The sequence below is a fragment of the Deinococcus hopiensis KR-140 genome (assembly GCF_900176165.1).
Taxonomy (GTDB): domain Bacteria; phylum Deinococcota; class Deinococci; order Deinococcales; family Deinococcaceae; genus Deinococcus; species Deinococcus hopiensis.
In genome coordinates this window covers 1,268,396-1,293,847 of sequence record NZ_FWWU01000009.1, presented here as the reverse complement: position 1 = coordinate 1,293,847, position 25,452 = coordinate 1,268,396, and the positions used below count along the sequence as shown (strand labels likewise).

Sequence of the window (25,452 nt, the reverse complement as noted above, 5' to 3'; positions counted from 1 at the left end):
TTCTTTTCGACCAAGCACGGCAAGCGAAATGCGCATAGGGGAGAATGGCGCCGTGAGTGGAGGGGCACCCCACGGCGCCATTCGGACAAATGCTCTGGTTTTTGGCGTCGTCTCAGAATTCAGCCCAGCAGCAGGAGCAAAAGCGTTGAAACAACGCCGGGAGGCAGACGCGGGAGGCCGGGAGACCTCCCCTTTTGCTGCTCGCCAAGACGCCTGCTCCTCCTGCTCACCCCGTTGTTTCTGGCACAGCCGGTTGCGGCGCTGTCTTCCCTGCAACTCAGGACAGAGAGGCGTGCCGAACTCACCGGGGCAAGCTTCACGGCCCCCGGTGAACGCTTCCCCGAGAAGCGTGAGACCATCCTGCCGTGGGTCTCACGCCAGATCCCTGCGCAGCAGGTGAGGCTGACCGGGGGAACTCCCGGTCGGTTCAGAAGGTGCAAAACACTTCGGGGCAGACCGACTGGGTGTTCAATCCGTACGGCACACGCGTTGACCGGGTAGAAACGCACGCCTACCGCACTGACGCAGAGGTGTTGCGCCTGACGACGGGCTGCCGGGCTGAGCACGAGTACACGCCGCACTACGGTCAGGACCTGTGGTCCGGTTTCCGGACCATCCGCTCCATTTCCTCCTGTCTGTTGCAGCGGTTTCACGCCTCTCCGTCACCGTTTTTCCTGCTCGCTCTGCGGCGAAGCGTTGCACGTCGGACCGGGTTGGCCCATGATTTCATCACGGATGAACCCGAATCCTGATAAGGCGGCGTGGCTGGTCAGCCGCTTCAGCAGCCCTTATTTCGCCTCGCGTCCGGACTTCAGCTTGGAGCCCCGGCCTGCCTCTAGGAGGCAGCTTCACCTGGCAAACTCCGTCATCCTCGGGGCGCCGCTGGCGTTGTACAAACTGCTCGTGTTCGCGGGCACGCGCGACCGCAGCCTGCTGCTGTACGCCCCGTACCTGCTGACCTACCGTACGGCGGGGCTTTGCCCCAGCCCGCCTCTTTGTTCTCGGCCTGATCGCGCTGCTGGTTCCCGGGGCCATCATCCTGCCCGCCAATGCGGAACTGATTCCCGACCTGGAAAATTCCGAATTGCTGACGCGGCTGGGCGGCACCCTCGACGGGCTGCTGCTCGCCTTTGCCCTGGCCGGGCCGACCCATCCGGCGGCTGGAAGGCGGGCACAGCACCGCCTCCCGTCGGGACGGCGAGGTCGCGCCGCGCGAGACCCAGAAAACGCTGCTGGCCCCCACGGGGAAAAGCCCCCGCAGAGTGAGGTCTTCAGCCGCGCGGACCAACGCACGTACCGGCACAAGCAGGCCAAGAAGGCGCTGGCCCACCAGACCTGGAGCTGAGCGGGGGGGACCCCCAACCGTGTCGCAGACTCCCCCATACGGTTTCCGTCCAACCCGTTACCGAACCGGAACCCGCGGGTTCGGTCACCCCTTTCGACCATTTCCTTCTCGCTTTGCTCGGATTGAACAGTTAAAAAAGTTTAGTCCCAAACCGCATCCGACTCACGACAGGGCCGCGCGAACACCCTCCGCGAGCGGCGTGGTCGGCCGCCCAATCAGGCGGCTGAGATCATGTGAGTTCGTGTGCAGTTCACCCCGCTCCAGCTGAACATCGGAATCCGCCAGCATGTCGGCCACCACGCCGGGAACACCGACGCTCCGGAGCATTCCGGCGTAAGCGTCCTGGGGCAGGTGCTGGTAAGTCACCGGGCAGCCGCTCTGGGCCTGCACCTCGGCGGCGAGTTCGGCGAGGGTAAAGGCCTGATCGCCACCGAGTTCATAGACCTTGCTTTCGTGCCCCGGCTCGGCCAACACCACCGCCGCCGCTTCCGCGTAGTCGGCGCGGCTCGCGGCACTCACGCGGCCCTCGCCTGCACTGCCCGCAACGGCCCCAAACTGCACGGCCTGGGGCACGTTGTAGTTTTCCAGGTACCAACCGTTGCGCAGGAAGACAAACGGCAACCCCGACGCGCGGACAATCTCCTCGGTGGCCTTGTGATCGGCGGCGAGGCCCAGGCCAGAGGTGTCGGCCCGCAGGAGGCTGGTGTAGGCGAGGAGCTTCACCCCGGCCCGCACGGCCGCCTCCACCACGTTGCGGTGCTGCCCCACCCGGTCCGTGAAATCGTTCGACGAGACCAGCAGGAGCCGTTCCACACCCTGTAGCGCAGCGTCCAGCGTTTGCGGCTGCGTGTAGTCGGCCTGCCGGACCTGGACGCCCTGGGCGGAGAACGCCTCAGCCTTGGCCGGATCACGCACCAGGGCCGCGATTTCTGCGGCGGGCACGCCACGCTTGAGCAGGGCAGCGGTGGTCAGTTGTCCGAGGTGGCCGGTGGCTCCGGTAATGGCGATCATGGAAGGCTCCTTTTGTCCAGCGCGCCGGACATGCGACGAGAGGGCGAGATGTAGATAAAAAACTGACAGGTTAGGGCAAAAAAAACGGCCTTCTCCTGTTAACCCGTGTCCATCAAGGCCGAGTTCACGTCCGAGAGCCGGACCTGCGCAAGCCGCGCTTCCAGCGCGGCCTGGGCCTGACCGAACACATCGTCGAGGACGCCCTGAATCCGCGCCCCCACCGGACAGTCCAAGTTGGGCTTGCCGTGCAGCTTCAGCACCGATTCGGGGGCCTCCACCGCGCGGTACACGTCCAGCAGCGTGATCTGCGAAGGTGGACGGGTTAGGCGCGCTCCAGGCACCCCACGCTGCGTTTCCAGCAGTCCCGCACGCCGGAGCAGGCCCGTGACGTGGCGAATGACCACCGGATTGACGCCAACGCTTCCGGCGACGTCCTCGGAACTCATCGGCCCGGGAAAGGCGTTGAGCAGGGCCAGGATATGTACGGCGATGGAATACTGACTGTTCACAGCCTGACCCCCCTTTCTGTCCCGACCTTGTCATAAGTTTAGTTACAAGTAGCGGAATGTCAAGGGGCCGGTTTTCCCCGCCCCACCTCAAGCGGACGTCCGCGCGTGGCTCCGGCCTCGGAGGGGGCTTCCCTCTTGTTGGGCGCCTCCCCTCACCTCCCTTCTTTGCGCCGTGCAAGTCCCTCAAGGGGAGAGGGTCATGACAGCCAGAAGGGGAGGGCCTGGGGAGGCCCTCCCCTTCTGGCTGTCATGACCGGGGGGCTGCATCAATCGTGCGCCAGCGCCACCTCCCTCAGCGGCTGCCCAAACTGCTGCGCTTCCGTGCTGCCCGCCAAGGCCGTGGTGCTGCTCTGGCCGCCGCCTGCCGCGTTCGCCACGAGGTCGAAGTAGCCGGTGCCCACCTCACGCTGGTGCTTGACGGCCGTGAAGCCCCGCTCCTGGGCGGCGAACTCGCGCTCCTGCAATTCCACGAAGCTCTTCATCTGGTTGCGGGCGTAGCCGTAGGCCAGGTCGAACATGCCCATGTTCAGCGAGTGGAAGCCCGCCAACGTGATGAACTGGAACTTGTAGCCCATCTTCCCCAGTTCGCGCTGGAACTTCTCGATGGTCTCGTCGTCCAGGTTCTTTTTCCAGTTAAACGACGGCGAGCAGTTGTAGGCCAGCAGCTTGCCGGGGAACTGGGCGTGGACGGCCTCGGCAAATTTGCGGGCATCTTCCAGGTTGGGCACGGAAGTTTCGCACCAGATCACGTCGGCGTAGGGAGCGTAGGCGAGGGCGCGGCTGATGGCCTGCTCAATGCCGGGCTTGACGTAGAAGAAGCCTTCCGGGGTGCGCTCGCCGGTGCAAAAAGGCTTGTCGGCGTCGTCCACGTCGCTGGTGAGCAGGTTGGCGGCGTCGGCATCGGTGCGGGCAATCAAGACCGTGGGCACCCCACACACGTCGGCGGCGAGGCGGGCGGCGTTCAGCGTCCGGATGAACTGCGACGTGGGCACGAGCACTTTGCCCCCCAGGTGGCCGCACTTCTTCTCAGAGGCGAGCTGGTCCTCGAAATGCACGCCCGCCGCGCCCGCCTCAATCATCGCCTTCATCAGCTCGAAGGCGTTCAGGGGACCGCCAAAGCCCGCCTCGGCATCCGCCACAATGGGCGCGAAGTAGTCGACGCTGCCCCCACCCTCGGCGTGCTGAATCTGGTCCGCGCGGCGCAGGGTGTTGTTGATGCGGCGCACCACGTCCGGGACGGAGGAGGCGGGGTACAGGCTCTGGTCCGGATACATCTGTCCGGCGTTGTTGGCGTCGGCCGCCACCTGCCAGCCTGAGAGGTAGATCGCCTTGAGGCCCGCCTTGACCTGCTGCATGGCCTGGTTGCCGGTCAGCGCTCCCAGCGCGTTCACGAACGGCTCTTCCTTCATCAGCCGCCACAGCTTCTGCGCCCCGTGCTTGGCGAGGGTGTGCTCGATGGGCAGGGAGCCGCGCAGCCGCACCACCTCAGTGGCGGAGTAGTTGCGGCGAATGCCCTGCCAGCGCTCCTCGGTCTTCCAGGTTTTTTCCAGGATTTCGGCATGTGTGCGGGGGGTGGGCGTCATGGTGGTCTCCTTCAGGGGTGTGAGAGGCGGCCCTCGCCCACTGGGGCGAAGTCGCTGGAATCTGGCGGCGGGTTGCTTACTTCAAACGTTGATAACCGGGAAGGGTCAGAAAGTCCGCGAACGTTTCGGAGGCGACGAGGGTTTGCAGGAGATCAGCGGCTTGAGAGAGGGGGTCCGCGCGTTCGGGTTGCTCCCGCCGAAGGCGGTCCCGGTGGGCGGCGATCAGGCGGGTCAGTCCTTCAGGGGTGATGGGGGTGCCGTCATCCGTCCGCTGCCCGTGGTGTGCCCACTGCCAGAGCTGGGCCCGGGAAATCTCGGCGGTGGCGGCGTCTTCCATCAGGTTGTGGATCGGCACCGCGCCCCGCCCCTCCAGCCAGGCAGCGGTGTATTGCAGGCTCACGTCCACGTTGGTGTTGACTCCGGCCTCGGTGATGGTGCCGGTGGGGGGTGTAAGCAGATCAGCGGCCGTGACCAGGAGGCCTTGCTGCTTGGAGCTGGCGATCTGGTTTGGGGTGGGCATGAGGCGGTCAAAGACCTCGGTGGCGAGCTGAACCATGCCGGGATGGGCGACCCAGGTGCCGTCGTGTCCGTCGCCCGCTTCGCGTTCCTTGTCGGCCCGCACCTGGGCAAAGGCCCGCGCATTGGCCTCGGGGTCATTTTTGACGGGGATAAAGGCGCTCATTCCCCCGACCGCTGGCGCCCCCCGTTTGTGGCACGTCTGAATGGCCAGCCTGCTGTAATTGCGCATCATCGGCGTGCTCATGGTCACCTGCGCCCGGTCGGGGAGGATGCGGTCACCGAAGCTGCGCAGCTTCTTGATGTAGGAGAAGATGTAGTCCCAGCGCCCACAGTTCAGCCCCGCCGAGTGTTCGCGCAACTCGTACAGGATCTCGTGCATCTCAAAGGCCGCGAGGATGGTCTCGATCAGCACGGTGGCGCGCAGCGTTCCTACGGGGACGCCCAACGCCTGCTCAGTAAAGGCAAAGACCTCGTTCCACCACCGCGCCTCGAGGTGCGATTCGAGCTTGGGCAGGTAGAAGTGGGTGCCCAGCCCCTGCCGCAGGCGCTCGTGGGCGTTGTGGTAGGCGTACAGCCCGAAGTCAAACAGCGCGCCGCTAATCGCCTCACCGTTGACGGTGAGGTGCTTTTCGGGCAGATGCAGTCCGCGGGGACGCACGAGCAAGGTCGCCACGGTCTCGTTCAACCGGTACTGCTTGCCGCCCCCTTCCAACGAGATGGTGCGCCGCACGGCGTCCATCAGGTTCAGCTGTCCCTGCACCAGGTTGTCCCAACTCGGGCTCGTGGCGTCTTCGAAGTCGGCCATGAAGATTTTCGCGCCGCTGTTCAGGGCGTTGATGACCATCTTGCGGTCCACGGGTCCCGTGATTTCTACCCGCCGGTCTTGCAATTCCCCGGGCAGCGGGGCGATCTTCCACTCCCCCGTCCGAATGCTTGAAGTCTCAGGCAAAAAGTCGGGCAACGCTCCCGCGTCCAGCCGCGCCTGCCCCGCTTCCCGCGCTGCCAGCAACGCCTCTCGTCCCCCGTTGAAGCGCCCGTGCAGCTCCTCTAAAAAAGCCAGAGCGCCGGGGGTGAGGACGCGGCCCGCTTGGGGGTGGGGGGCGTGCCGAGCGCGTGTTTGAAAGGTGTGCGTCATACCGGGCCTCCTTGGATGACGGCATTGTGCGGTGTGGGCAGGCCGCGTAGAGGTGGTGTACCCGGACCGCGCGGAAGTACACCACTTCGGCGGGTACACCACCCCAGCGGAATAGACAGAAGAGGTGGCCTGAACGCCACCTGCGCTCAAGCCACCCTCTCCAAGCCTCTCAGTTCGGCGAAGCGAATGCTGGCGGTCCCAAAATAAACCAGGCCCGCGTAATGTTGTCCTCCGCCACCTCGTACGTGGCGATCACCCCCACCGGTCTCCCACGTCCCGCGGGAAGTTGCGCGCGACCTGCCCGTGGTCCACCTCGCGGTTGCCCAGCACGGTTCGCGTGAGCAGGTGACCGTACAGGTCCGGTTTCCGAAAGCGCGTGATGCGCCGCGCCCGGATCTGCTCCGCGCCGCTCGTCAGCAGCGCATTCGGAGGCTCGAAATACTGGGCGTCCTCGGCCCAGCCAGACATGAAGGCTTCGATGTCGCGGGCGTTGTAGGCGCCGAGCCTTGCCACGACCTTCCGCAGGGCTGGCCACCTCCATCACCGCACCGTGAGGGCACTGATCGGCACGCCCAGCCACACGCCCAGCTCGCGCTCGAATTCGGCGTGGCGCTCGTGGTGGTAGAGCAGGCCGTGAAAGCCCGCCGCATTCGCCGCGTCGATGTTCTCCTGCACGTCGTCCACAAAGGCCACCTGCGCGGCGGGCACCCCCATTGCGTCCTCCAGCGCAGCGAAGGCGTCAGCGTGAGGCTTTTTCTGCCCGATCTCGTTGCTGAACACGAGGGCGTCGAAGCGGGCGAAGCGGGGATCACGGCGCAGGTGATCGCTGACGACGGGGTAGTTGTTGCTCAGCAACCCCACCCGCACCTCGCGGGGAAGTGCGTCCAGGGTGGCGTACATGGGGAGGTTGTCGTGGATGCTGCTGAGGTACAGCGGCTCGAACTCCCCGTAGGGCAGGGTCAGGCCCGTTTCCTCCTGCATCACGGCCCAGAACTGCGGGAGGGTCCAGGCCCCCACCTCCAGCTGCCGCACATGCCGGAAGTAGCTCTCGCGCACCCGCTCAACAGGCACACCCCCCCGGTCCGCGACGTTCTGGGTGGAGCGGCCATCGAAGGTGCCGACGGTAAAGACGCCGCCCCAATCGAAAGCGACGTGGCGGGCATCGGGCGAAGAGGGCGTCATGTCCGGCATTGTGCCGCGCGGGTGGGGCCCCTCTGGCGGGCTGCCCTAGCCTTCCCCCTCCTCGCCGGGCAGCAGCAGGCCCCGCCGGGTCCAGGCAGCGACGTTGAGCGAGCGCAGCTCCTGCCACGCCCGTATCCAGCCTTCCACGCCCACGACGCGGTTGCCCCGCCCATGCCGCAAGACGGCGGCGCGGTGGGCCGTAAGCAGCTCGGTGGCGGACGCCCCGGGCAGGGGGCGCAGGTCGATCTCCTCGCTGAGGGCCGGGGCGGGCACCACCGTCACGCCGGTGCTCAGCACGCAGGCCAGGCCGCTGGCCCGGTCGCGGAGCCAGGTCAGGGCTTCCACAAAGGGGACGGGCTGGGGAGCGCCTGCCACCTCACTCCAGCGCAGGGTGACGGCGGCGTCGGGGCCCAGCACGAAAGCGCGCCCGTGGGGCGACACGCGGCGCTCGGGGCTGTAGAACACGCCTACCGGCTCGGCCCCGGCGGCGTGCAGCTGGGCCTCAAACGCCGCGAGCAGGCGGCTCTGCTCGGGCGTGGCTCCCCAGACACGTTCCTCCAGCGGCCCGAAGGAGAGGGTGGTGGGCAGCGCCGGACCCGGCAGGGCGCGGCCCTCCAGCCGGGCCTGACTGACCTCGGGCCAGCGGGCCTGCGCGCCGCCTGCGCCGAGAAGCGTTTGCAGCTCGTCGGCGGTGAGGGCGGCCAGGTTGAGGCGGGCGGGCACGGGGGCCAGGATAGGGCATGGAGGCGGGGAGACTTTGAGAACTTTCACGGAAAGAAGAACCGAAAGCCTGGGTGTACACCTGCGGGAAGGTGGGGCGCGCCCAGCACGGCTATACTCGGCCCCATGACCGGCATGAATGAGGCTGCCGCGACCTATGCCCGTGATGTCGCGGCAGTCGCGGCGAAACTGGCCGAGCACCGCGGCCCCATCGTGGTGCTCTCGCACGAGAATCCGGACGGTGACGCGCTGGGCAGCGTGCTGGGCCTGACCCGCGCGCTGCGGGCCCTGGGCAAGACGGTGATCACGCCTATGGACGTGCCGCGCTACCTGCGGTTTCTGGCCAGCCCCGGAGAAATCAACCCCCCACTGAGCGAGTGGCCCGAGAACGCCCTGGCTGCCGTGCTGGACGTGGACAACAACGATCCTGAGCGCGTGGCGGGGGCGGATTTGACCACCTTTACAGGTGAGGTGGTCAACGTGGACCACCACGGCACGAACGCCAGGCACGCCGCCGCCATGGTGGTGGACCCAGGCCGCCCCGCCACCACCATGATGATTGCCGACGTGGTCGACGCGCTGGGCGCGCCCTGGTCCGAGCCCGTCGCCACGCCGCTGATGCTGGGGTTGATCACCGACACGGGTTCGTTCAAGTTCGAGAGCGTGACGCCCGAGGCGTTTGAGGCTGCCGCACGGCTGCGCGCCCACGGAGCACGCCTGGGCTGGATCAGTGATCAACTCGGGCAGCATCCGCGCAGCTACTACATCCTGCTGCGCGAGGTGCTGAGCACGATGGAATTCCTGCACGGCGGCCGGGTGGTCTTCGCTCACGTGGACGACGCCATGCTGGCGCGGGCTGGGTCCACCTGGGAAGACGTGGAATCCTACGTCAGCCTGCTGCGCGGCGCGGAAGGCGCGGAACTCGCCGTGATGATCAAGGATTTCGGGGAACGGGTCAAGCTGTCGCTCAGGTCGCGCGGCAACGTCAGCGCCCAGAACGTGGCCGTGACCCTGGGTGGTGGTGGCCACGTACCCGCGGCGGGCGCGTCCCTGGCCCTCCCCTATCCGCAGGTGCGCCTGCTGCTGGAAGACGCCGTCAACGCCGAACTGGCCCGGGCAGACGCAGAACTGGTGGAGGTGTAGGGACAACGCAACGGCCAGAAAACGGCAAGCGCCAACAGGTCAGCGCTGACCTGTTGGCGCTTGCCATTGGGGAAAGGAGAGGGGACCGTCCCGTACGTCACACCGCTTTGCGCCGCAGGGAAACGCCCACCCCGGCGTTGAGGAACAGCCCAGGCGCTAGGGAGTTCACGGCCTGGCCTTTCCAGCTGCCGCTTTCTCGTCTTTCTCCTCCAGGGGATGCGGCTTGGGCACCTGCTGGCCCAGCACTTCGTCTACGGCGGCGTTGATCCAGGCAAAAGCCCGGCGGGTGTTGGGCATGGTGTAGGTCTGGTCCGCGCCGTGCTGCATAAAGGCGTAGACGACGTTCCGCCCATCTTTCGTCTTGAAATAGCCCGTGTACGTCAGGATGCGCCAGCCGTTGCCGCCTTTGCCTCCAAACAGCGTCACGTTGTCCGCCGCTGTCGCCCGCAGTGCAGAGCGCCCGAAGCCCATCGCGGCCACCTCGCGCTGCCAGCGCAATGCCTGCGGACTGAGCCGGGGGCGCAGGTACTCGTGCGCGAGCAGGGCAGCGAACTCGTACGGCGTGCTGAGGTTGTGGACGTGCAGATCGTCTTCGGGCTTCGCGTCCGCATCGAAATAGGCATCGAGTCTGCGCTGCACGTAGTCTGGACGGTAGCGCTGCGCGTCAGCGTCGATGGCTTCGGCCAGCTTGACCCGCTCCTCCCCGGTGGCCGTGTCCCAGCGGTGGGTGCCCTTGAGGGTGTCCGACAGCCCCGCCTGCGCCGCCCACCAGTCTTTTGTGGGCAGAATCAGTCGGGTGCGGCACAGTCCCAGTTCGTCCGCCACGTTCTGCACGGCCTTCAGGCCCACCCGGCGGTGGAGGATATCGGTGGCCGTGTTGTCGCTGTTGCGGATCATGCGGACCGACAGGTCCTTAAGAGAAGTGTTGTCGAAGGGATACGCGCCGAGACTCTGGTTTTCCCGCGTAATCTTGAAGCGCTCGTTCGGCGACAACGTTCCGGCGTCGAACTGCCGCAGCACCGCCCACAGCACGGCCTGCTTGTAGGTGCTGGCGAGGGGAAAGACCCGGTCCGGGTTCTGGGCGACGGCGCGGAGGGGCCTTAAGGTGGCCGGGTCCACCTCCGCCACCCACAGCCCGAGCTCACCGCTGAGGGGCTGGGGGGGCGGAGGTGCCGCCGTCACGGTGGGCGCGTCGCCCAGACAGCCCTGGCGGTTGGGATCGGGTGCGGGAGGTGGGGCCGACGGCCCGGCAGAAGCCACCAGAGCTGCAGGTGCTCCCCGAGCGGTGGACTGGGGAGCCGGAGAGGTGGGGCGGCAGGCCCAGACGCCCGCAGCCAGCAGCGCCAGCAGCACGTACCGGCCCTTGTTGCGCAGGCCAGGAGGGGGAGAAACAGCCATCAGAAGGGCTCAGGCGGTCAGCGGTTCCAGAATGGCGCCGATGGTGCCGGGACCGGTATGCGTGGCGATGACGGCCCCGATGCGGTGGTCCCCCATGTCCTCGAACTTCACGTTCAGGCCGCCCAGGGTGTTGCGGACCTCCTGCACGTACCCCTCGCCGCCGGGGGTAGACATCATGGCCACGCGCGCCCCCCCGTTCGCCTCCACATACCGCCGCACATGCTCCACGATGTCGGCCATTGCCTTCTTGTGCCCGCGCACCCGCCCCGCCGACTCCACCCGGCCCGCCTTCACCGTCAGGATGGGCTTGATGTTCAGCAGGCTGCCCAGCAAGGCCTGAGCGCCGCCGATGCGCCCGTTAATGCGCAGAAATTCGAGCGTGTCCACCGTGAAGCGGATGTCGGCCTTCGTCGCCACGCGCTCCAGTTCGGAGACGATCTCGGCCATGGAGCGGCCTTCCCGCGCACGCTGCGTCGCCCGCAAGGCCTGCATCCCCAGGCCCATGGTGGCCGAGCGGCTATCAAACACTGTGACTCGCCCACCGAAGTCCTGCGCGGCCAGCCGGGCGCTCCCCACCGTGCCCGACAGCTGACCGCTGATATGAACGCTGAAGACCTCATCGGCGTCAGCGAGCGCTTCCTGATACACCGCTGCGAACTCGGCGGGGCTGGGCTGGCTCGTCGAGGGCGTCTTCTTGCCTTCCTTCAGGCCCCGAAAGAGGTCCGCAGGCGTGATGTCGATGCCGTCTTTGTGCATCTTGCCGTCGAACAGCACGTACAGCGGCACGCTGCGGATTTCGTGTTGGGCACGCAACTCGGGCGAGAGGTCGCTCGTGGAGTCGGTGACGATGGCGATGGTCATGAAGGGCAGTTTAGCGCGGGGAGGGGGCGGCCTTTGGCCCTTCGCTGCCGTCCGTCAGCGTTCAGCGGCCCGCCGGTTGGTGGGATGAAAAACGCTGCCCCCGGGGAGGCAGCGCAGACGTTCGGATTGAGTGGGTTCAGTCCTTCTTCTTCGGCGCCCACTTCTTGCGGGAGCCGGGCGCGGGCGGAGCGTCTGGTGCGGAAACACCGGGGGCAGCAGGAGACTCGGCCTCTACGGGGCTGGACGTGGGCGCAACTTCGGCCCGCACCTCTTCCTCGGCGGGCGCTTTGGCCTTCGGCTGCCACTTGGGTCGTTCGCCGGGAATTGGGGCGGGCGCTGGCATCTGGGCTTCAGCAACCGCCTCAACGGGTGCAGGCGCCGGATCAGTCTGCGGGGAGCCCGCCTCCGCAGGAGCCGCGCTGCCCTTCGGCGCCCACTTCTTGCGCTCGCCTGTGGGCACGGCGGGAGCGCGCTGCGCCGGCGCAGCCGTGGCCTCCGTGGTCTGCGACCCGGTGGCCTGCACCTTCGGCTTCCAGGCTTTGCGGGTCGGAGCCACGCCGGAGGAAGGCGCAGGGGACGCAGGAGCCGCCTCAACGACCGGGACAGCGTCCGGCGTTGCCGCTTTGGGCTTCCACGCCTTGCGGGCGGGCGCGGCCTCCGTCGCAGGCGCGGACGTCTGTGCCGCCACGGGCGCGGCGCTCACGTCGTCTCCCCCACTCTTCGGCTTCCAGGCTTTCCGCCCCTTGCCCTCGTCCCCTGCGGTTTCGCTGACCGCTGAGGGCTGATTGCCAGGCGTTCCCCCAGGCTTCCACGCCTTGCGCGGCGACGAATCCGCCGAGCTGGACGTAACTGGGCTGGGCGCGGCGGCCTGCGCTTCAGGCTGGGTGTGGGCGTTTTCCAGCGGACTACCGGGCTGGGCGTTCTTCACCTCGGCGGAAGTCTTGCCCAGTTCGGGCGCGCCCTCTCCCGGAGTTTCGCCCGTGCGGGCCATCGGGGTTTCGGCGTTGGGCACCACAGGCTGTGCGGAAGCCTCGAGCGCGTTGCCGGGCGCGGCAGCCGGAGCCACCCACTCGCCCGTCGCCCGCTGCACACTTTCGAGCATCAGTTCGGCCACGTCCTTGACCACGATGTCGTCGCGCTTGGCCTTTTCGGGCGTGGAGTTCATCATCGACTTGCAGAAGGGGCAGCCCACGGCCACCACCTTGCCACTGCGCCCGTACTCGGCAGCATTTTCAGCGGCCGTGTCGAGGCGGGCCTGAATCTCTCGGAAGCGGTTGTCGGACACGCGCTCGCGGCCCTCCTCCTCCTCCTTCCAAAACTGCGCTCCACCCGCTCCGCAGCAAAACGAGTTGTCGCGGTTGCGTTCGAGTTCCAGCACCTCGCCTGCCATTTTCGTGATGAGGGTGCGCGGCGCGCCGAACACGCCGTTGTGGCGGCCCAGGTAGCAGGGATCGTGGTACGTGACCGACTCCTGAAGCTGCGCCAGGGGCAGCTTGCCCGCCGCCACCAGCGTTTCGAGGTACTCGGTGTGGTGGATGACGCGGTAGTCGCCGCCGAGCTGCTTGTACTCGTGGCCGATGGCGTTCATGCAGTGCGGGCAGGTGGAGACGATCAGCTTGGGGGCCACCTGATTGAGCGTCTCCACGTTCTCCGCGGCGAGCTGTTGAAACAGGAATTCGTTGCCCGCGCGCCGGGCACTGTCGCCGGTGCAGGCTTCCTTCTTGCCCAGCACGGCGTAGTTCACGCCCGCCTTGTCAAGCAGTTGCACGAAGGACCGCGCCACCTTCTGCGCGCCCGGATCGTAACTCGCCGCGCAGCCTACCCAGTAGATCAGGTCTGGCCCGGGGTTCTCGTCGATGGTGGGCACGCGCAGCCCCTCGGCCCATTCCAGGCGCTTGTCTCGGCTGATGCCCCAAGGATTGCTCGCGCGCTCCATCCCGCGAAAGGCGGTCTGGAGTTGGGGCGGAAACTCACCGGCCACCATGACCTGATGGCGGCGAATGTCGATAATGTCGAGCATCTGCTCGTCCTGCACGGGACAGACCTGCATACACGCGCCGCAAGTGGTGCAGGCCCAGACGGATTCCTCGTTGATCGCGTATTCGAGAAGTGGGTGCGCCGTGCTCGCGCCGCTCTCGAAGGCGGCGGGCTTCAGCGTGAAGGGGCTGGGGTGCGCCGAGATGACGTTTAGCTCCATGCGCTTGTTGATCTCCAGCGCAGCGGGCGACAGGGCCTTGCCCGTGGCGTTTGCCGGGCAAACGTCCTGACAGCGGTTGCACTGGATGCAGGCGTAGGCGTCGAGGAGGCGGGGCCATTCCAGGTCTTCGAGCTTCTGCACACCGAGCTTGGGTTCCTCGGCCTCCATCGCCTCCTCCAGCCCCTTCATGGGCGGCAGCACGCCCGTGGGTTCGCGGCGGCGCACGGTGTACTTGAGCGGGGCCATAAAAATGTGGATGTGCTTCGAGCGGGGGAAATAGACGAGGAACGCAAGGATGGAGCCGAGCGCCGCCCAGTAGCCGAAGAGGCGCCAGCCCATCACGGCACTGTCGCTCAGGCCACTGAACAGGAGCGCCCCAAGGCCCGACGAGAGCGGTTGCAGGGCGTCGTAATGCGTGGAATCGCGCGCCTCAGCCACCATCTTCGCCGCGTTGCCGATGATGCGGCTACCGACGTGAAACAGGATGAAGGACGACACGATGATGGAGTCGCGCCGGATGTAGTTCTGCTTGACGAGCGGGTGCAGCGCCGACTTCTCGTTGAACTTGAAGTCGCGGCGCGAGGGCAGGTACAGCCGCCGGATCAGCAGGCTGACCACGCCCACGAGGACGAGGAACGACAGAAGGTCCGCGAGCAGGTTGTACACCGCGCCCATAACCGTGTTGCTCTTGATGCTGAAGTGGAAGTACCCCTCCAGCCCATCTATGACGTTGACGAGCAGGTAGTAGGTGAAGCCGTAGAAGATGAACGCGTGCAACACGCTGATCCAGCGGCGGCGGCGGAAGGTGCGCTCCTGCGTCAGCGAGACGCGCAGGGCGTATCCGATGCGCTCCGGCAGATTGTCCCAGCGGGCCTCGTTCGCGGGCAGACCCCGGCGAATGCGCAGGTACAGGCGGTAAAAGCCCCAGGCACCGTAACCGCCGGCCACCAGGGCAAAGATGAAGAACAGGATTTTGTGCAGGGTGGGCAGCAAGGCAGTCTCCTCAGGTGGGGATGGGGGATGAAAATTTGTACTCAGTCAAAGTATAGCCGGACAGCCCTGAAGGATTGCGCGCCCGGCACGTGTGGATGGGCCCAGCATAAGGGCAGGCCGGGCGCTGGGCACGGACACGCGGCGGGCACGTCCGGTTCCTCCATACCCCTCCCCCTTCCGGGATATTGCAGCCCCTACCAGCGGGCTGGTCGGTTCTTGTCCAACCCCAAAGAAACACGGCGAGGACCGTGTTCTTGGCTCCTCTCCCTCGACGTTAACAGTTGGGGGCGCAGAGGGGGGAAACGGGCCGGGCTTCCCTGGCGGCACCTTTTCTTCGCCCCTCACTTCAAGTCCCTCAGACAGACCGGACCGCTGCTCTACACGAATTTGGCATAGCCCGAGTGCGGCAGGGCGACCCTGCGCGCTCCGGCAATGGGCGCGCACCACATGTGGCTCGCCGGCGGTCCCGGTCGTGGTCAAAGGGCGCGTACCGCCCGCGCTCCAGTTCGCGGGCCTCGGGGCAATCGAGGAACAGCAGAGCGCTGGTGTGAACGTGGCCTGGGGTGCCGGGCACCCCAGGCCGCCAGCGCTCGCCCTCGGGCGTGGCGGGAAGAAGCCGCAGGCCATCGGGGCGCACGGTAAAGTTCAGGCCGCCCACGGGGTTGACCGGGTGGCCCGCCGCCTCCACGACTTTGGCGCGCATCAGCGTAGGGCCCGAAGAGTTCACCCACCTGCTCTTCGAGCGGAATCAGCCCGCGCGGCGTGAAAAAGGAGGTGTGCGGGCAGCGGTAGACCTTGACGGCCCGCCCGACGCTCCTGGCGCGCGACTTTCAGCGGGCCGGGCCTGCTGAAAGTCGCGAACCTGCAGCCGGCGGCGTTCACGGTGAGCCCGTGTATCCCTGCCAGCGCCGAGGCGGTGGAATCCTCCGGAGCCATGCAGTGCAGGAGCAGTCGGAACCCGCTCACGCTCCTGAAGACGGCGGCCTGCTCCCCGGCCAGCTTAGGCGGGAGCCTTCCTTTGCAAGTGGCCCTGCACGAAAATGACCCCCGCCACACCCCCAGAGGCGCAGGCCGGTCACCCGCCCTCTTTCCTGCCTGTACCGAACGGGCAGAAGGGGCAGAGACGCCTCTGCCCCCACGGAGGAAACTGTCACTGCTCGCCCTCGCCGCTGTCATGAGGTTTCCGGTTGACCAGTGGGGCAACGGCTGGTTTACCCGAGCGGAGCGAACAGGAAAAATGGTGACGGAAAGGAGTAGAGGCGCCGGAGCTGTAAAGGATTGTCCGGAAACTGAACAGGGCGACGTGCAGGGAGTGGGGGAAGCGGCGGGGCTCTCCCACTCCCTGCACGGTTGGGCGGCGAGGGAAGCGCGAGGTGCTCGCCGCCGCGGGTTCCTCAAGTTGAGGCGTGGACGCCCTCAGCCTGCTGCCCTTCGCGCTGGGGCACCGCCGCGGTCCTGCCGGCCCTCTGGCCGCTGGTCCTCATTTTCCCCCCGGCTAGCCTTGAGCCTCCCCCGATTTGTTCTCCGCCAGTCCCAGCCACAGGGCGGCTCCAATCACCAGCGCCGCTCCCAGGAGAGCGGTGAGCGAGAGGCGCTCACCGAAGAGCAGCGCCGCGAGACCCGCCGCCACGACAGGTTCCAGGCTGGCGATCACGCTCGCACGCGTGGCGGGCAGACCGCGGAGACCCGCGCTGTAGGCCAGGTAAGCGAGGTAGGTGCTCAGGACCGACAGGGCCGAGAGGCTGAGCCACGCGGCGGGCGTCTTGGCCGTGAACTCCACGAAGGGCAGCAGGCCCAGTGCCCCCACCGGCAGGGCCACCGTCAGCAGGGCGGGCGGGGCGTAGCGGGCAAAGTACGCCTTGCCGTACAGGTAGTACAGGCTGTAGGTGAACCCGGCGGCCAGGCCCCAGCCCAACGCCGCGCCCGTCACCGTCACGCCCGCGCCGCCCCCCAGGCTGATCAGGGCAATGCCCGCCAGGGTACCCGCCACGGCGGCGAGTTCGCGCAGGCTCAGGCGCTCGCGCAGCACCAGCACGCCCAGCAGCGCCACAAAGGCCGGGGCGGTATACAGCAAGACGCTGGCGAGGCTCGCGCCTCCCATCCGTACGGCCAACTGGTAAGACCCGTAAAAGACGCTGACGCCCGCCAGCCCAAAAGCCACGGTCACTCCGAGGTCCCGGCCACGCGGCAGGGGCGCGCGGGTCACCGCCGCGTGCAGCGCGAAGAGGGCCCCACCCAGCACCGCACGCCAAAAGGCCACCTCCAGCGGGGCCACCCCCGCCGCCTGCGCCTGCTTGCCCAGAATGCCCAGCAGGCCCCACAGCAATGCGGCGGTGAGGATCAGCAGCGCCGGCGGCAATCGCACGGTGGGTAGCTCAGCGCCGCCAGACCCGCAGCGTCGCCAACACGACGAGCAGCAGGCCTAGCCCACCCAGCGCGGCGAGAATCAGCAGGCGGTCGTCCCTCGTCTGCCCGACGGGTGCGAGAATTCCACGGGTGAAGGGAGAGGTGTCGCTGGCGGCGCCCAGCACGTCCACCGGGACGGGAGCATCGTCACGCGCGGCCTGGAGGTGGGTGTCTCCGGGGGCCGCCACGGGCCGCAGCAGGCCATCAGGCGTGAGGGGCGAGTAGACGCTGCTCGTCACCCAGTAGGCCCAGCGCCGCGGTGGAACAGCCGCGTCGATCACCAGGGCGTTGCCCTGCACCCGCACCACGGGCGTCGTGAGCGTTTCTTCCGGGCCGTTTCCCTCAGGCGCGTACGTCAGGGTGCTGCCGCCACCTGTTACGCGCAGGTGATAGGTCCATCCGCCCGTCGTGGCTTGCAGGTTCAGGGCGTCCAGCTCACGTTGCCCACCGAGGGCGCTGCCCACAAAAATATCGGTGACGTTCGCCGAGAAGCCGTCCGGCAGTCCCCAGGGATTCTCGACGCGGCCGAGCTCCACCGTGAAGCGGCTGCCCGCACCCTGCCCCTCGGCGCGAAAGGCCCGCAGGTCCAGGGCCTCCGCGCTCACGGCGGGCCGGGTGGGCAGGAGGTAGCCGCCGTCGCCCCGCGCGTCGCCGGCAGGATCGGCGAACGTCAGGAGGGCGGCGGTCAGCAGGGTGAGCACGCGCGCAAGTATACGGGGTGACCTGCGGGGGGAAAAGCCGCGCCGCAGGTCACGACCCCCTTCACCTCTACCCCAGCGTCCGCACCCGCGCGATCAGGCCGAGCAGCGCCTGGGCGAGTGCCCGGGGATCATGGCGCGCCGTGTCACCCGCCTGCAGCAGGGGCACGCTGCGAACGCGGCCCCGCAGCTCGCGCCCCGCTCCCTGCAGGGTGAGGACCTGCGCGCCCTCGGCGGCGTAGCGGGCCTGCACCGTGGGCGGCACCGGCGTGCTGTTCATCAGCACCCAGGTGGGTGCCCGGCCCAAATGGGTGCTGATGGCGTCCACGTGGTCTTTCAGACTCAGACCTGTGCTCTCGCCGGGTTCGGTCATCAGGCTGGCGACGTAGGCGACGGGGGCCGCCGACTCGCGCACTGCCCGCGCGATCTCGGGCACCAGCAGCGCGGGGATAATGGAGGTAAAGAGGCTCCCCGGCCCCAGCACGATCAACTCGGCGCTGCGAACCGCTTCCACCACAGCGGGCAGGGCGGGCAGGTCTGGCGGTTCGAGCCGCACGTCCTCGATGCGCGACGCGCCCACCTGCCGCGCGAGTTCGCTCTCGCCGCGCACCTCCCGCCCATCACTGAGCCGCGCGACGAGGGTGGCGGGCGTGGTGGTGGCCGGAAAGACCTGGCCGCGGACCCGCAGCACGTCGTGGATATCCTGCATCGCTCCCTGCAGCCCGCCCTGTTCCTCGCTGAGCGTGGCGAGCAGCAGATTTCCGAAGGTGTGGCCCTCCAGCCCCTCACCGCGACCGAAGCGGTGCAGCAGCAAGCGCGCGAGCACCGGCGAGTCCGAGAGGGCCGCGTAGCAGTCCGTCAGGTCGCCGGGCGCGATCATGTCCAGCGCCGCCCGCAGCCGCCCACTGGAGCCGCCGTCGTCCGCGACGGTCACGATGGCCGTGAGGTTGCTGCTGTGTTCCTTGAGGCCGCTCAGCAGATTCGACAGCCCCGTGCCGCCGCCTACGGCCACCACACGCGGCCCGCGCGAGAGGGTGCGCTTGGAGTAGATCACGTCCACGGCGGTGTCGGGCGCGGTGCCGGTGGCGTGCAGCACCGAACGGTTGAGCATCACGATGGCGAACAGCGCGCCCAGGAGTGACAGCACCATCACGCTGATGCCGGTCACGTACATCGGCATGACATCGGGGTTTGCCAGGGCGTTCAGGCCCAGAATCCAGCGCGTTGCCACGAAATGCAGCGGCCCAGTCCAGGTGAAGTGGAGAAAGCCCACCGCGCCAATCAAGGTGCAGACCACGAACAGCAGCAGCCAGCGCTTGACCCCCATGCCAGGCGAGAGCCACATCCGGGCCTGCGCGCGGCGGCGTCGCCAGGGGCTCATACGGGATCCGGGCGAACGTGGAATGGACGGTTCAGCCCGCCCTGCGGCGTGACGGCGCGCGCGCCCTCCCGTTCAGGTCCAGACCGGTCTGGAAACGGCTGGAACGTCCGCCGCATCACGCCTCTCCTGTGGGGGGCTGCATGTCCCGGTGGTCCGTCACCTCCGGATTCAGGTCCCCCAGATCGCGCGTCAGGCGGTCCGTCACGGCCACCGAGCGGTGTTGTCCCCCCGTGCAGCCCACCGCCACCGTGTAGCCGTGACGCCCCGAAGCCCGCGCCCGCTCGGCCGCCAACCGCACGAAACCGCGCACCTGGCCGTAGAATTCCTCAGAGGCCGCGTCACCAAACACATAGCCCGCCACTTCCGGTTCCAGACCTGTACGGGAGCGGAGCGCCGGATCGTAGTAGGGGTTGGGCAGCGAGCGCACGTCCACCACGAGGTCCGCGTCCCTCGGCGGCGTGTGCTTGAAGCCAAAGCTCTGGAGCCGCAGCGTGAAGTCCTGCTGCAGCTGCAGCACCTGCAGCACCCGCGCGGCGAGGTCCGCGGGCGTGAGGTCCGTCGTGTCGATCACCACGTCTGCCAGCGCCCGCAGAGGCGCGAGCAGGTCGCGTTCGCGGGCGAAGTCCACCATCAGCGAGTCACCCAGCGGATGCTCACGGCGGGTGAAGTTGTAGCGCCGCAGCAGCACCTCGGAGGTCGCCTCCAGAAAGACCACCCGCAGGTTCTCGTGCCGCCGCGAAAGGCGGTGGTAGCTGTCTTCGAGGGCACTCAGGAAGTCGCGGGTACGCGCGTCGGTGCTCACGGCCACCCGCCTCAGCCCGCGCGCCTGCGCGAGGTCGTACATCGCGCCCCACAACTCCGGCGGCAGGTTGTCGGTGATAAAGAAGCCCGCGTCCTCCAATGTGCGGAGCGCGGTACTTTTTCCGCTGCCCGACAGCCCCGATACGATCACGAACGCCATGGGGGGTAGTCTAGCGGCGGAGGAGCAACCAGGGGTACAGCGCCCGTTCCCCCAGATGAAGGCCCACGCCCTGTCCTTGAGGTGGCTCATCGTCGCCGAAGTGCTGTACCTCTTGGCCTGTAGAGCGGGTTCCGGTTTGGCAACGCCACGCCCGGAACCCGCTTTTCTCCTGCGTGCCCCGATTGGCAGCAAGTCCGCTCTGACTTGAATCACTTCCTCAACGGTGAGGTAGGAGCCCGTATGGGGTAGAGGATGAGGACCCCTGGCGCGCCTGGGTACTTGGCCTGACCAGGGCCAGGAACTGACGCGCAACTTCCCGGATGATCCAGACGAAATCGCCGTCATGGACGCCCTGCGTCATCTTCTGGGCTGGGACGCGCGGTCTGAGGTCGAAGCGCTTGAACACCCCTCCGAATGGATCAGGAACGCCGCACTGCGGTACGGGTGCGCGAGAACGCTGTGGACGGAACGGTCCCCCTCTCCATCTCCAGGGAGGCGAAGGTGGAAATCGCGCGGCCCCTTTCTGGAAGACGGGGTGCAGGCCGTTCGAGAAGCGGCGAGGTGGACCGTGGAGGACGCCTCCGGGATATTCCGCTCGGAGCAAAAAGAAGACGTGCCGCCTCCCGAAGGGGGGCACGCCTCAGCGAAGGCCGTGGCGCTTCAGCGCACCTTCGTTCCGCTTGGCAGGTCCAGCCGGGTGCCCACCAGATCGAGGTTGCCATCCGCGTCCTCGGCAGCCAGGATCATGCCCTGCGACTCGATGCCGCGCAGCTTGGCGGGCTTGAGGTTCACGACCAGCACCACCTTGCGGCCCACGAGGTCCTCCGGCGCGAACCACTTGCGAATGCCGCTGACCACCGTGCGCGTCTCTTCACCCAGCTTCACCGTCAGTTTGAGGAGTTTGTCGGCCTTTTCGACCGCCTCGGCGGCCACGACTTCGGCGATGCGGAGGTCCACCCGGGCGAAGTCGTCGATGGAGATCAGGTTCTCGGCGGGAGCGGGGGCGGCGGTCTGGGCCGTGGGTTCGGCGGTCTGGGTCATGGCAGGTTTCTCCCTCTTGGGTTTGGGTGCGGGGACGGGCGCGGAGGCCGGCTCCTCCCCCGCCCTGGGTAGTTCGGGCTTCGGCTCCGGCTTGGGAAACAGGACCGGGCCGCCCACGAGGCGCGTTCCAGCAGGCGTGAGGCCCCAAGCTCCGGTGAGGGCGTAGAACTGCCCGCCGAGCCCAATCTGGGCGCGCAGCTCGCGGGCCTTGACGGGAATCACCGCCTCCAGCGCCACGCTCGCCACGCGCAGGCCTTCGACGGCGGTGTACAGCACTGTGTCCAGTCGGCGGGCGGTCTGGTCGGACTTGGCGAGGTTCCACGGCGCACTCTCAGCGATATAGCGGTTGAGATCACGCACGAAGTTCATGGCCGCTTCAATCGCCATGTTGACCTTCAGGTCATTGACCAGCCGCAGAACCTCGCCGGGCAGGGCCAGGGCCGCCGCCTCAATCTCGCGCTCGCGGTCACCCACCTCCACGGCCTGGGGCAGCACGCCGCCGCGGTACTTCTGAACCATGCTGACCGTACGCGAGAGCAGATTGCCCAGGTCGTTGGCGAGGTCGGAGTTCAGCCGCGACACCAGGATGCCCTCGCCGTACGGGCTGTCGGCGCTCAAGCTGGCCTCGCGCAGCAGGGTGTAGCGGATGGCGTCCACGGGGTACGCGGCCACCAGCGCTTCGGGATCAATGGCGTTGCCCAGCGACTTGCCCATCTTGCGCCCGTCTTCCGCGAGGATATGGCTGTGCACCACCAGGCGGCGGTAGAGGGGCAGCCCCGCCGCGCGCAGCATGGTGGGCCAGAACACGGCGTGGGGCTTGAGGATGTCCTTGCCGACGACGTGCCAGGCGGCGCCGATGATGGCCTCGGGCTTGCCCCGGCTGACCGGCGCGGAGACGTAATTGAGCAGGGCGTCAAACCACACGTACGTCACGTGGTCTGGGTCCCAGGGCAACTCGATCCCCCAGGGCACACGCGACTTGGGACGGCTGATGCTCAGGTCCCCGATGGGCTCTTTCAGCATCTCCAGCACCTCGTTGCGGTAGCCGGCGGGCTGGATGAAGTCGGGATTGGCCTGGATGTGCGCCCGCAGCCAGTCCTGGTACTTCTCCATACGGAAGAAGTAGTTGGCTTCCCGGCGCAGTTCGGGCGGGTCCTTGTCACCGGGGTAGCGCCGCACCCCATCCGGGCCTTCGACGAGTTCCTTTTCGGTGACGTAGCGTTCGGCGCCCACCGAGTACAGTCCCTCGTACTGGGCGAAGTAGATGTCGCCCGCGTCGTACACGCGCTGCAACACCTCCTCCACATAGCGCTGGTGGCGTCGCTCGGTGGTGCGGATAAAGTCGTCGTAGCTGATTTCCAGGCGGTCCCACAGGCCCTGGAAGGCGCGCCGGGCGAGATCATCCACGAAGCTCTGCGGGGTCTGCCCGGCCTTGGCGGCGGCCTTGGCGATCTTCTCGCCGTGCTCGTCGGTGCCGGTCACGAAGGTCACGTCGTACCCGGCGAGGCGGTGGTAACGGGCGAGGGCGTCGGTCAGAATTTTCTCATAGACGTGGCCGATGTGCGGCGCGCCGTTGGCGTAGTCGATGGCGGTGGTGATCAGGAATTCCCGCCCCGCCCCAGTGGACGGGTTTTCTCTGAATTGGCCTTCAGGCTGATGTGTCATGCTCGGCTCCCCCCCGGCAGATGGCCGGACAACCGTGTCAGGATACGGAAAAAATGGTGTGGCGGGCGGCACGCGCCAGAGACAAGTGGGCGGGATGCGCCTCTGCACGCACCCCGCCCCCTGCTGCAGCGTCTCAGGCGCGCGGGAGCATTCGCATCATCACGGTGGGGGTGATGGTCATGTGGTCCAGTGTACCGGGCCGGGGCGGCGGTAGGCCACTTCACCCGGGCGTGATTTCAGAAGCGATCAGGGGTGATGAGCCTGTTCCCTCCGTCTTTTGCCCCGGAGGCGGCCCAGGACCCCTGGTGGAGAGGTCCTCCCGGCCCGGTCGCCTCACGGCCTTGGACGCATGGCGGGGCTGACAGCGCTGATGCTGGCGAACAACGTGGCGGTGGGAAGCCGGACGCCCGCGCGGCTGATGCACGCGCCCTTCGGCGGCGTGAGGCTCACAGACCTGGTGTTTCCGTGGTTCCCGTTCTGCGCGGGAGCGGCGCTGCCCTTCTCGCCCGCGGCCCTGCGGCGGGCGGGGGTGTACCCGGTGGGGGCCTTCCTCACGAGCGTTACCGAGCACCGCCTGCTGTGGGGGCTCGGCGTGCTGCAACTGATCGCCCTCGCCACGCTGGGCGGCGCGCTGCTGGGAGGCCTGCGCTGGCGCTGACAGGCGGGGGTGGCAGCGGCGCTGCTCGCGGGCTACGGCCCCTTCCTGGCAGACGCCCCGCACCCGGCGGGCACTGGAATGGTGGGCGAGACCGCCATTCCGCTCCAGCACATGAGCGGCGCGCCGCTCTCGCCGCTGGGGCTGGGTGTGGGCCTGACTGGCCTGGGCCACGGCTGGGTCGCCTCCGGGCACCTGCCCTTCGCCAAAGCGATCTGAACTCCCCCGACGTGTCTGTATAGCGCTGGGCTGGCGACGGTGGGCATTCTGGGGGTGTGCTGGCTGGCGGCCCGCTGCCCCGAGAGCGCCGTGGCCCGCTGGCTCGCGCCACCCTCCCAGGCCGCAACGCGCTGGCTGCCTATGCGCTGCCCACCCTGTTCAAGGTGTGGGTGTTGATGGACTGGCAGGTGCGCTGGACGGGCGAGCTCCAGTCCATGCAGGGGGCGGTGCTGACCCCGGCCCGCACCTATCTGGGCACGTGGGCGGGCGGCATGCCCTTGCGGCGGCGATGCTGGGCAACGTGGAGCGCAAGCAGGGCCGCGACGCCGACGCGCGGGCCCAGTACCTGGCCGCTGCCCGGCTGTATGTGGCGTAGGGCCCTACGCCCACCAGCATGGACGGCAAGCTCAAGTGGGCGCGGGGGAAACCGCCCACAACGGGGGCACCGAGCACCGCCTGACCGCTCTGTTTTCACATCCATGCTGGACCTGTCTCCCACACGCCTCGCCCTGATCCTCGCCTTGGGGGCGTGGCCCGCGGTGGAGGCGCGCGCGGACTTCTCCCGGCAGCGTGCCCGCCCCCACGTGGGCACCATTCCGGCCCTGCCGCCAGACCAGACCCAGCCGCTCGCGCCGGGAACCCAGTGGGGTCAGGTCCTGCCAATACCGACGCTGAGCCCAGCGGCGCCGCAGGTCCACCGCGCCGCGTACCTCAGCAACGGCTTTATCGCGGTGGCGCACGCCGTGGTACCCATTACGCTGCAGGAGCGCGCGGGCCTAAAGGCGCTGGTGGAAACGGTGGCCCGCCGTGTGCTGGACACCCGCCCCGCGCTGGACGGGGTGGACCTGGGCGTGTATGACCGGGGCAGTTATGCGAGCTTGGGCGCCACGCTGCCCCTGCTGACCGCCAGCGTGCCGCTTGACCGCCTGAAGGACTTCAGTGCCTGGGCCCCCGGCGCAAGCGCGTATGAGCGCGTGTGGCGGAATCCCGGCAACCTGCCCGAATTCCGCGCGCCGGACCAAGTGCGCGGAGAACAGCCCCGGCTGAACGCCGAGAGCGGCCTGCATGATCACCTGCTCTACAAGGGCAAACCCACAGCGGAGGGGATGGCCGCGCTGACCTTCGACGACGCGCCGCACCCGCTGTTCGAGCCGCCGCTGCTAGACCTCCTGCGGCGCAGCAGGGCCCACGCCACGTTTTTCGTGATTGGGCGCAACGCGCGGGCCTACCCCTACTTCATCCGCGACATGGTGGCCGAGGGCCACGAGGTGGGCAACCACACCTACCACCACCTGCGCCTGCCGCAGCTGACCCCCGCCGAGACCGCCCAGGAGATGGACCTCGCCAACGGCGTGATCCGCGAACTGACCGGCAGGCCTGCCCGCGACCTCCGGCCGCCCCGCAGCGAGTACATCCCGGAAATCCTGCGAGCCGCCGGAACCCTGGGCCTGACCACCGTGTTCTGGACCGACGGTCCAGGGGACTTCCTGAACATCGGGGACGATCTGCTGCGCGCCCACCTCGACAGCCGCCTGCGCCCCGGCGGAAGCGTGCTGCTGCACGACAACGCTTCCGAGATGCTGGACGTGCTGCGGGCCCTTCTTACACCTCGCCCCGCGCGAGGGCATCCGGCTAACGACGGTAGGGGGGTCGCCGAAGTAGGGTTCAGAAGGATTCCAGCCAAGCCGTTGTTTCAGAACAACCTGCCCTGAGCAGACCCGCAGGAGAGCGGACGGAACGAATCAACCCAAGCGGAGTGAGCAGAAAAGACGGTGACGCAGAGGCGTGAAACCGCCGAAGCGGAGGGGACGGAACGGATGATCCGGAAAC

The 25,452-nt window shown here is 67.8% G+C and carries 23 protein-coding genes; 7 read left to right on the top strand and 16 right to left on the bottom strand.

Annotation, left to right across the window (positions count from 1 at the left end; genetic code table 11):
* Positions 1 to 434: 434 nt before the first annotated feature.
* Together B9A95_RS19835 and B9A95_RS19830 are read left to right on the top strand one after the other, a co-directional pair.
* Positions 435 to 752 carry a hypothetical protein gene (locus B9A95_RS19835; protein WP_084048856.1) on the top strand — a complete coding sequence of 106 codons (318 nt, stop codon included), beginning with the start codon at positions 435 to 437 and terminating at the stop codon, positions 750 to 752.
* 332 nt (positions 753 to 1,084) lie between these two features.
* Positions 1,085 to 1,345 (top strand): hypothetical protein, encoded by a 261-nt coding sequence (locus B9A95_RS19830; RefSeq protein WP_084048855.1) that lies wholly within the window; start codon positions 1,085 to 1,087, stop codon positions 1,343 to 1,345.
* A 162-nt stretch (positions 1,346 to 1,507) separates the two neighbouring features.
* Here the strand turns inward: B9A95_RS19830 and B9A95_RS19825 are convergent, their stop codons facing one another.
* The 7 genes from B9A95_RS19825 to B9A95_RS19795 all read right to left on the bottom strand — a co-directional run bounded on the left by B9A95_RS19825 (position 1,508) and on the right by B9A95_RS19795 (position 8,007).
* Positions 1,508 to 2,356, bottom strand: a complete 849-nt coding sequence (locus tag B9A95_RS19825; protein WP_084048854.1) for an SDR family oxidoreductase — start codon at positions 2,354 to 2,356, stop codon at positions 1,508 to 1,510.
* A 98-nt stretch (positions 2,357 to 2,454) separates the two neighbouring features.
* Entirely contained in the window at positions 2,455 to 2,865 is a 411-nt protein-coding gene (locus B9A95_RS19820; protein WP_084048853.1) for an Rrf2 family transcriptional regulator, read from the bottom strand.
* A 266-nt stretch (positions 2,866 to 3,131) separates the two neighbouring features.
* Positions 3,132 to 4,448: an isocitrate lyase gene (aceA, locus tag B9A95_RS19815; protein ID WP_084048852.1), complete on the bottom strand. Its 1,317-nt coding sequence runs from the start codon at positions 4,446 to 4,448 to the stop codon at positions 3,132 to 3,134.
* A gap of 76 nt (positions 4,449 to 4,524) precedes the next feature.
* Positions 4,525 to 6,102, bottom strand: coding sequence for a malate synthase A (aceB, locus tag B9A95_RS19810; RefSeq protein ID WP_084048851.1), 1,578 nt, complete (start codon positions 6,100 to 6,102; stop codon positions 4,525 to 4,527).
* Positions 6,103 to 6,354: 252 nt separating this feature from the next.
* Complete coding sequence (locus tag B9A95_RS19805) at positions 6,355 to 6,615, bottom strand: nuclear transport factor 2 family protein (protein WP_212648355.1); 261 nt, start codon at positions 6,613 to 6,615, stop codon at positions 6,355 to 6,357.
* Positions 6,616 to 6,642: 27 nt separating this feature from the next.
* The gene (locus B9A95_RS19800; protein ID WP_084048850.1) at positions 6,643 to 7,284 is read right to left on the bottom strand and encodes an HAD family hydrolase; all 642 of its coding nucleotides are present in this window, start codon (positions 7,282 to 7,284) and stop codon (positions 6,643 to 6,645) included.
* Positions 7,285 to 7,329: 45 nt separating this feature from the next.
* Positions 7,330 to 8,007, bottom strand: coding sequence for a hypothetical protein (locus B9A95_RS19795; RefSeq protein WP_245808397.1), 678 nt, complete (start codon positions 8,005 to 8,007; stop codon positions 7,330 to 7,332).
* A gap of 123 nt (positions 8,008 to 8,130) precedes the next feature.
* On the opposite strand from B9A95_RS19795, the gene B9A95_RS19790 reads away from it, so the two are divergent.
* Positions 8,131 to 9,147 (top strand): DHH family phosphoesterase, encoded by a 1,017-nt coding sequence (locus tag B9A95_RS19790; RefSeq protein ID WP_084048849.1) that lies wholly within the window; start codon positions 8,131 to 8,133, stop codon positions 9,145 to 9,147.
* 165 nt (positions 9,148 to 9,312) lie between these two features.
* Here B9A95_RS19790 and B9A95_RS19785 read toward each other — a convergent pair whose 3' ends face one another.
* From B9A95_RS19785 to metG, 9 genes are all read right to left on the bottom strand, one after another.
* Positions 9,313 to 10,545: a serine hydrolase gene (locus tag B9A95_RS19785; protein WP_084048848.1), complete on the bottom strand. Its 1,233-nt coding sequence runs from the start codon at positions 10,543 to 10,545 to the stop codon at positions 9,313 to 9,315.
* Between the two features lie 9 nt (positions 10,546 to 10,554).
* Positions 10,555 to 11,406, bottom strand: a complete 852-nt coding sequence (locus B9A95_RS19780) for a DegV family protein (protein ID WP_084048847.1) — start codon at positions 11,404 to 11,406, stop codon at positions 10,555 to 10,557.
* A 136-nt stretch (positions 11,407 to 11,542) separates the two neighbouring features.
* A complete protein-coding gene (locus tag B9A95_RS19775) occupies positions 11,543 to 14,596 on the bottom strand; it encodes a (Fe-S)-binding protein (protein ID WP_084048846.1) in 3,054 nt (1,017 codons plus the stop codon).
* 355 nt (positions 14,597 to 14,951) lie between these two features.
* Positions 14,952 to 15,299, bottom strand: coding sequence for a hypothetical protein (locus B9A95_RS32535; protein ID WP_139806899.1), 348 nt, complete (start codon positions 15,297 to 15,299; stop codon positions 14,952 to 14,954).
* 792 nt (positions 15,300 to 16,091) lie between these two features.
* Positions 16,092 to 16,961 carry a DMT family transporter gene (locus B9A95_RS19770; RefSeq protein WP_084048845.1) on the bottom strand — a complete coding sequence of 290 codons (870 nt, stop codon included), beginning with the start codon at positions 16,959 to 16,961 and terminating at the stop codon, positions 16,092 to 16,094.
* Positions 16,962 to 16,971: 10 nt separating this feature from the next.
* Positions 16,972 to 17,703 (bottom strand): glucodextranase DOMON-like domain-containing protein, encoded by a 732-nt coding sequence (locus B9A95_RS19765; RefSeq protein ID WP_245808396.1) that lies wholly within the window; start codon positions 17,701 to 17,703, stop codon positions 16,972 to 16,974.
* A gap of 67 nt (positions 17,704 to 17,770) precedes the next feature.
* Complete coding sequence (locus tag B9A95_RS19760; RefSeq protein ID WP_084048843.1) at positions 17,771 to 19,081, bottom strand: gluconeogenesis factor YvcK family protein; 1,311 nt, start codon at positions 19,079 to 19,081, stop codon at positions 17,771 to 17,773.
* A gap of 115 nt (positions 19,082 to 19,196) precedes the next feature.
* Positions 19,197 to 20,042, bottom strand: coding sequence for an RNase adapter RapZ (rapZ, locus tag B9A95_RS19755; protein ID WP_084048842.1), 846 nt, complete (start codon positions 20,040 to 20,042; stop codon positions 19,197 to 19,199).
* A 660-nt stretch (positions 20,043 to 20,702) separates the two neighbouring features.
* The gene (gene metG / locus B9A95_RS19745; protein ID WP_084048840.1) at positions 20,703 to 22,748 is read right to left on the bottom strand and encodes a methionine--tRNA ligase; all 2,046 of its coding nucleotides are present in this window, start codon (positions 22,746 to 22,748) and stop codon (positions 20,703 to 20,705) included.
* Positions 22,749 to 23,097: 349 nt separating this feature from the next.
* Between metG and B9A95_RS19740 the strand changes: the two genes are divergently transcribed.
* The 4 genes from B9A95_RS19740 (at position 23,098) to B9A95_RS19730 (ending at position 25,334) form a co-directional block, all read left to right on the top strand.
* Positions 23,098 to 23,406, top strand: coding sequence for a hypothetical protein (locus B9A95_RS19740; protein ID WP_084048839.1), 309 nt, complete (start codon positions 23,098 to 23,100; stop codon positions 23,404 to 23,406).
* A 9-nt stretch (positions 23,407 to 23,415) separates the two neighbouring features.
* On the top strand, positions 23,416 to 23,622 hold the full coding sequence (locus B9A95_RS19735; protein WP_084048838.1) for a hypothetical protein: 207 nt from the start codon (positions 23,416 to 23,418) through the stop codon (positions 23,620 to 23,622).
* 166 nt (positions 23,623 to 23,788) lie between these two features.
* On the top strand, positions 23,789 to 23,998 hold the full coding sequence (locus B9A95_RS32530; protein ID WP_139806898.1) for a hypothetical protein: 210 nt from the start codon (positions 23,789 to 23,791) through the stop codon (positions 23,996 to 23,998).
* 103 nt (positions 23,999 to 24,101) lie between these two features.
* On the top strand, positions 24,102 to 25,334 hold the full coding sequence (locus B9A95_RS19730; protein WP_245808395.1) for a polysaccharide deacetylase family protein: 1,233 nt from the start codon (positions 24,102 to 24,104) through the stop codon (positions 25,332 to 25,334).
* Positions 25,335 to 25,452 lie beyond the last annotated feature (118 nt).

What these genes read in the sequence shown, in the direction of transcription:
- B9A95_RS19825 (WP_084048854.1), bottom strand. Translation starts at nt 2,356, where the DNA reads ATGATCGCCATTACCGGAGCCACCGGCCACCTCGGACAACTGACCACC.
- aceA (WP_084048852.1), bottom strand. Translation starts at nt 4,448, where the DNA reads ATGACGCCCACCCCCCGCACACATGCCGAAATCCTGGAAAAAACCTGG.
- aceB (WP_084048851.1), bottom strand. Translation starts at nt 6,102, where the DNA reads ATGACGCACACCTTTCAAACACGCGCTCGGCACGCCCCCCACCCCCAA.
- B9A95_RS19800 (WP_084048850.1), bottom strand. Translation starts at nt 7,284, where the DNA reads ATGACGCCCTCTTCGCCCGATGCCCGCCACGTCGCTTTCGATTGGGGC.
- B9A95_RS19790 (WP_084048849.1), top strand. Translation starts at nt 8,131, where the DNA reads ATGACCGGCATGAATGAGGCTGCCGCGACCTATGCCCGTGATGTCGCG.
- B9A95_RS19785 (WP_084048848.1), bottom strand. Translation starts at nt 10,545, where the DNA reads ATGGCTGTTTCTCCCCCTCCTGGCCTGCGCAACAAGGGCCGGTACGTG.
- B9A95_RS19780 (WP_084048847.1), bottom strand. Translation starts at nt 11,406, where the DNA reads ATGACCATCGCCATCGTCACCGACTCCACGAGCGACCTCTCGCCCGAG.
- B9A95_RS32535 (WP_139806899.1), bottom strand. Translation starts at nt 15,299, where the DNA reads ATGCGCGCCAAAGTCGTGGAGGCGGCGGGCCACCCGGTCAACCCCGTG.
- B9A95_RS19760 (WP_084048843.1), bottom strand. Translation starts at nt 19,081, where the DNA reads ATGAGCCCCTGGCGACGCCGCCGCGCGCAGGCCCGGATGTGGCTCTCG.
- rapZ (WP_084048842.1), bottom strand. Translation starts at nt 20,042, where the DNA reads ATGGCGTTCGTGATCGTATCGGGGCTGTCGGGCAGCGGAAAAAGTACC.
- metG (WP_084048840.1), bottom strand. Translation starts at nt 22,748, where the DNA reads ATGACACATCAGCCTGAAGGCCAATTCAGAGAAAACCCGTCCACTGGG.
- B9A95_RS19740 (WP_084048839.1), top strand. Translation starts at nt 23,098, where the DNA reads ATGGCGGGGCTGACAGCGCTGATGCTGGCGAACAACGTGGCGGTGGGA.
- B9A95_RS19730 (WP_245808395.1), top strand. Translation starts at nt 24,102, where the DNA reads ATGCTGGACCTGTCTCCCACACGCCTCGCCCTGATCCTCGCCTTGGGG.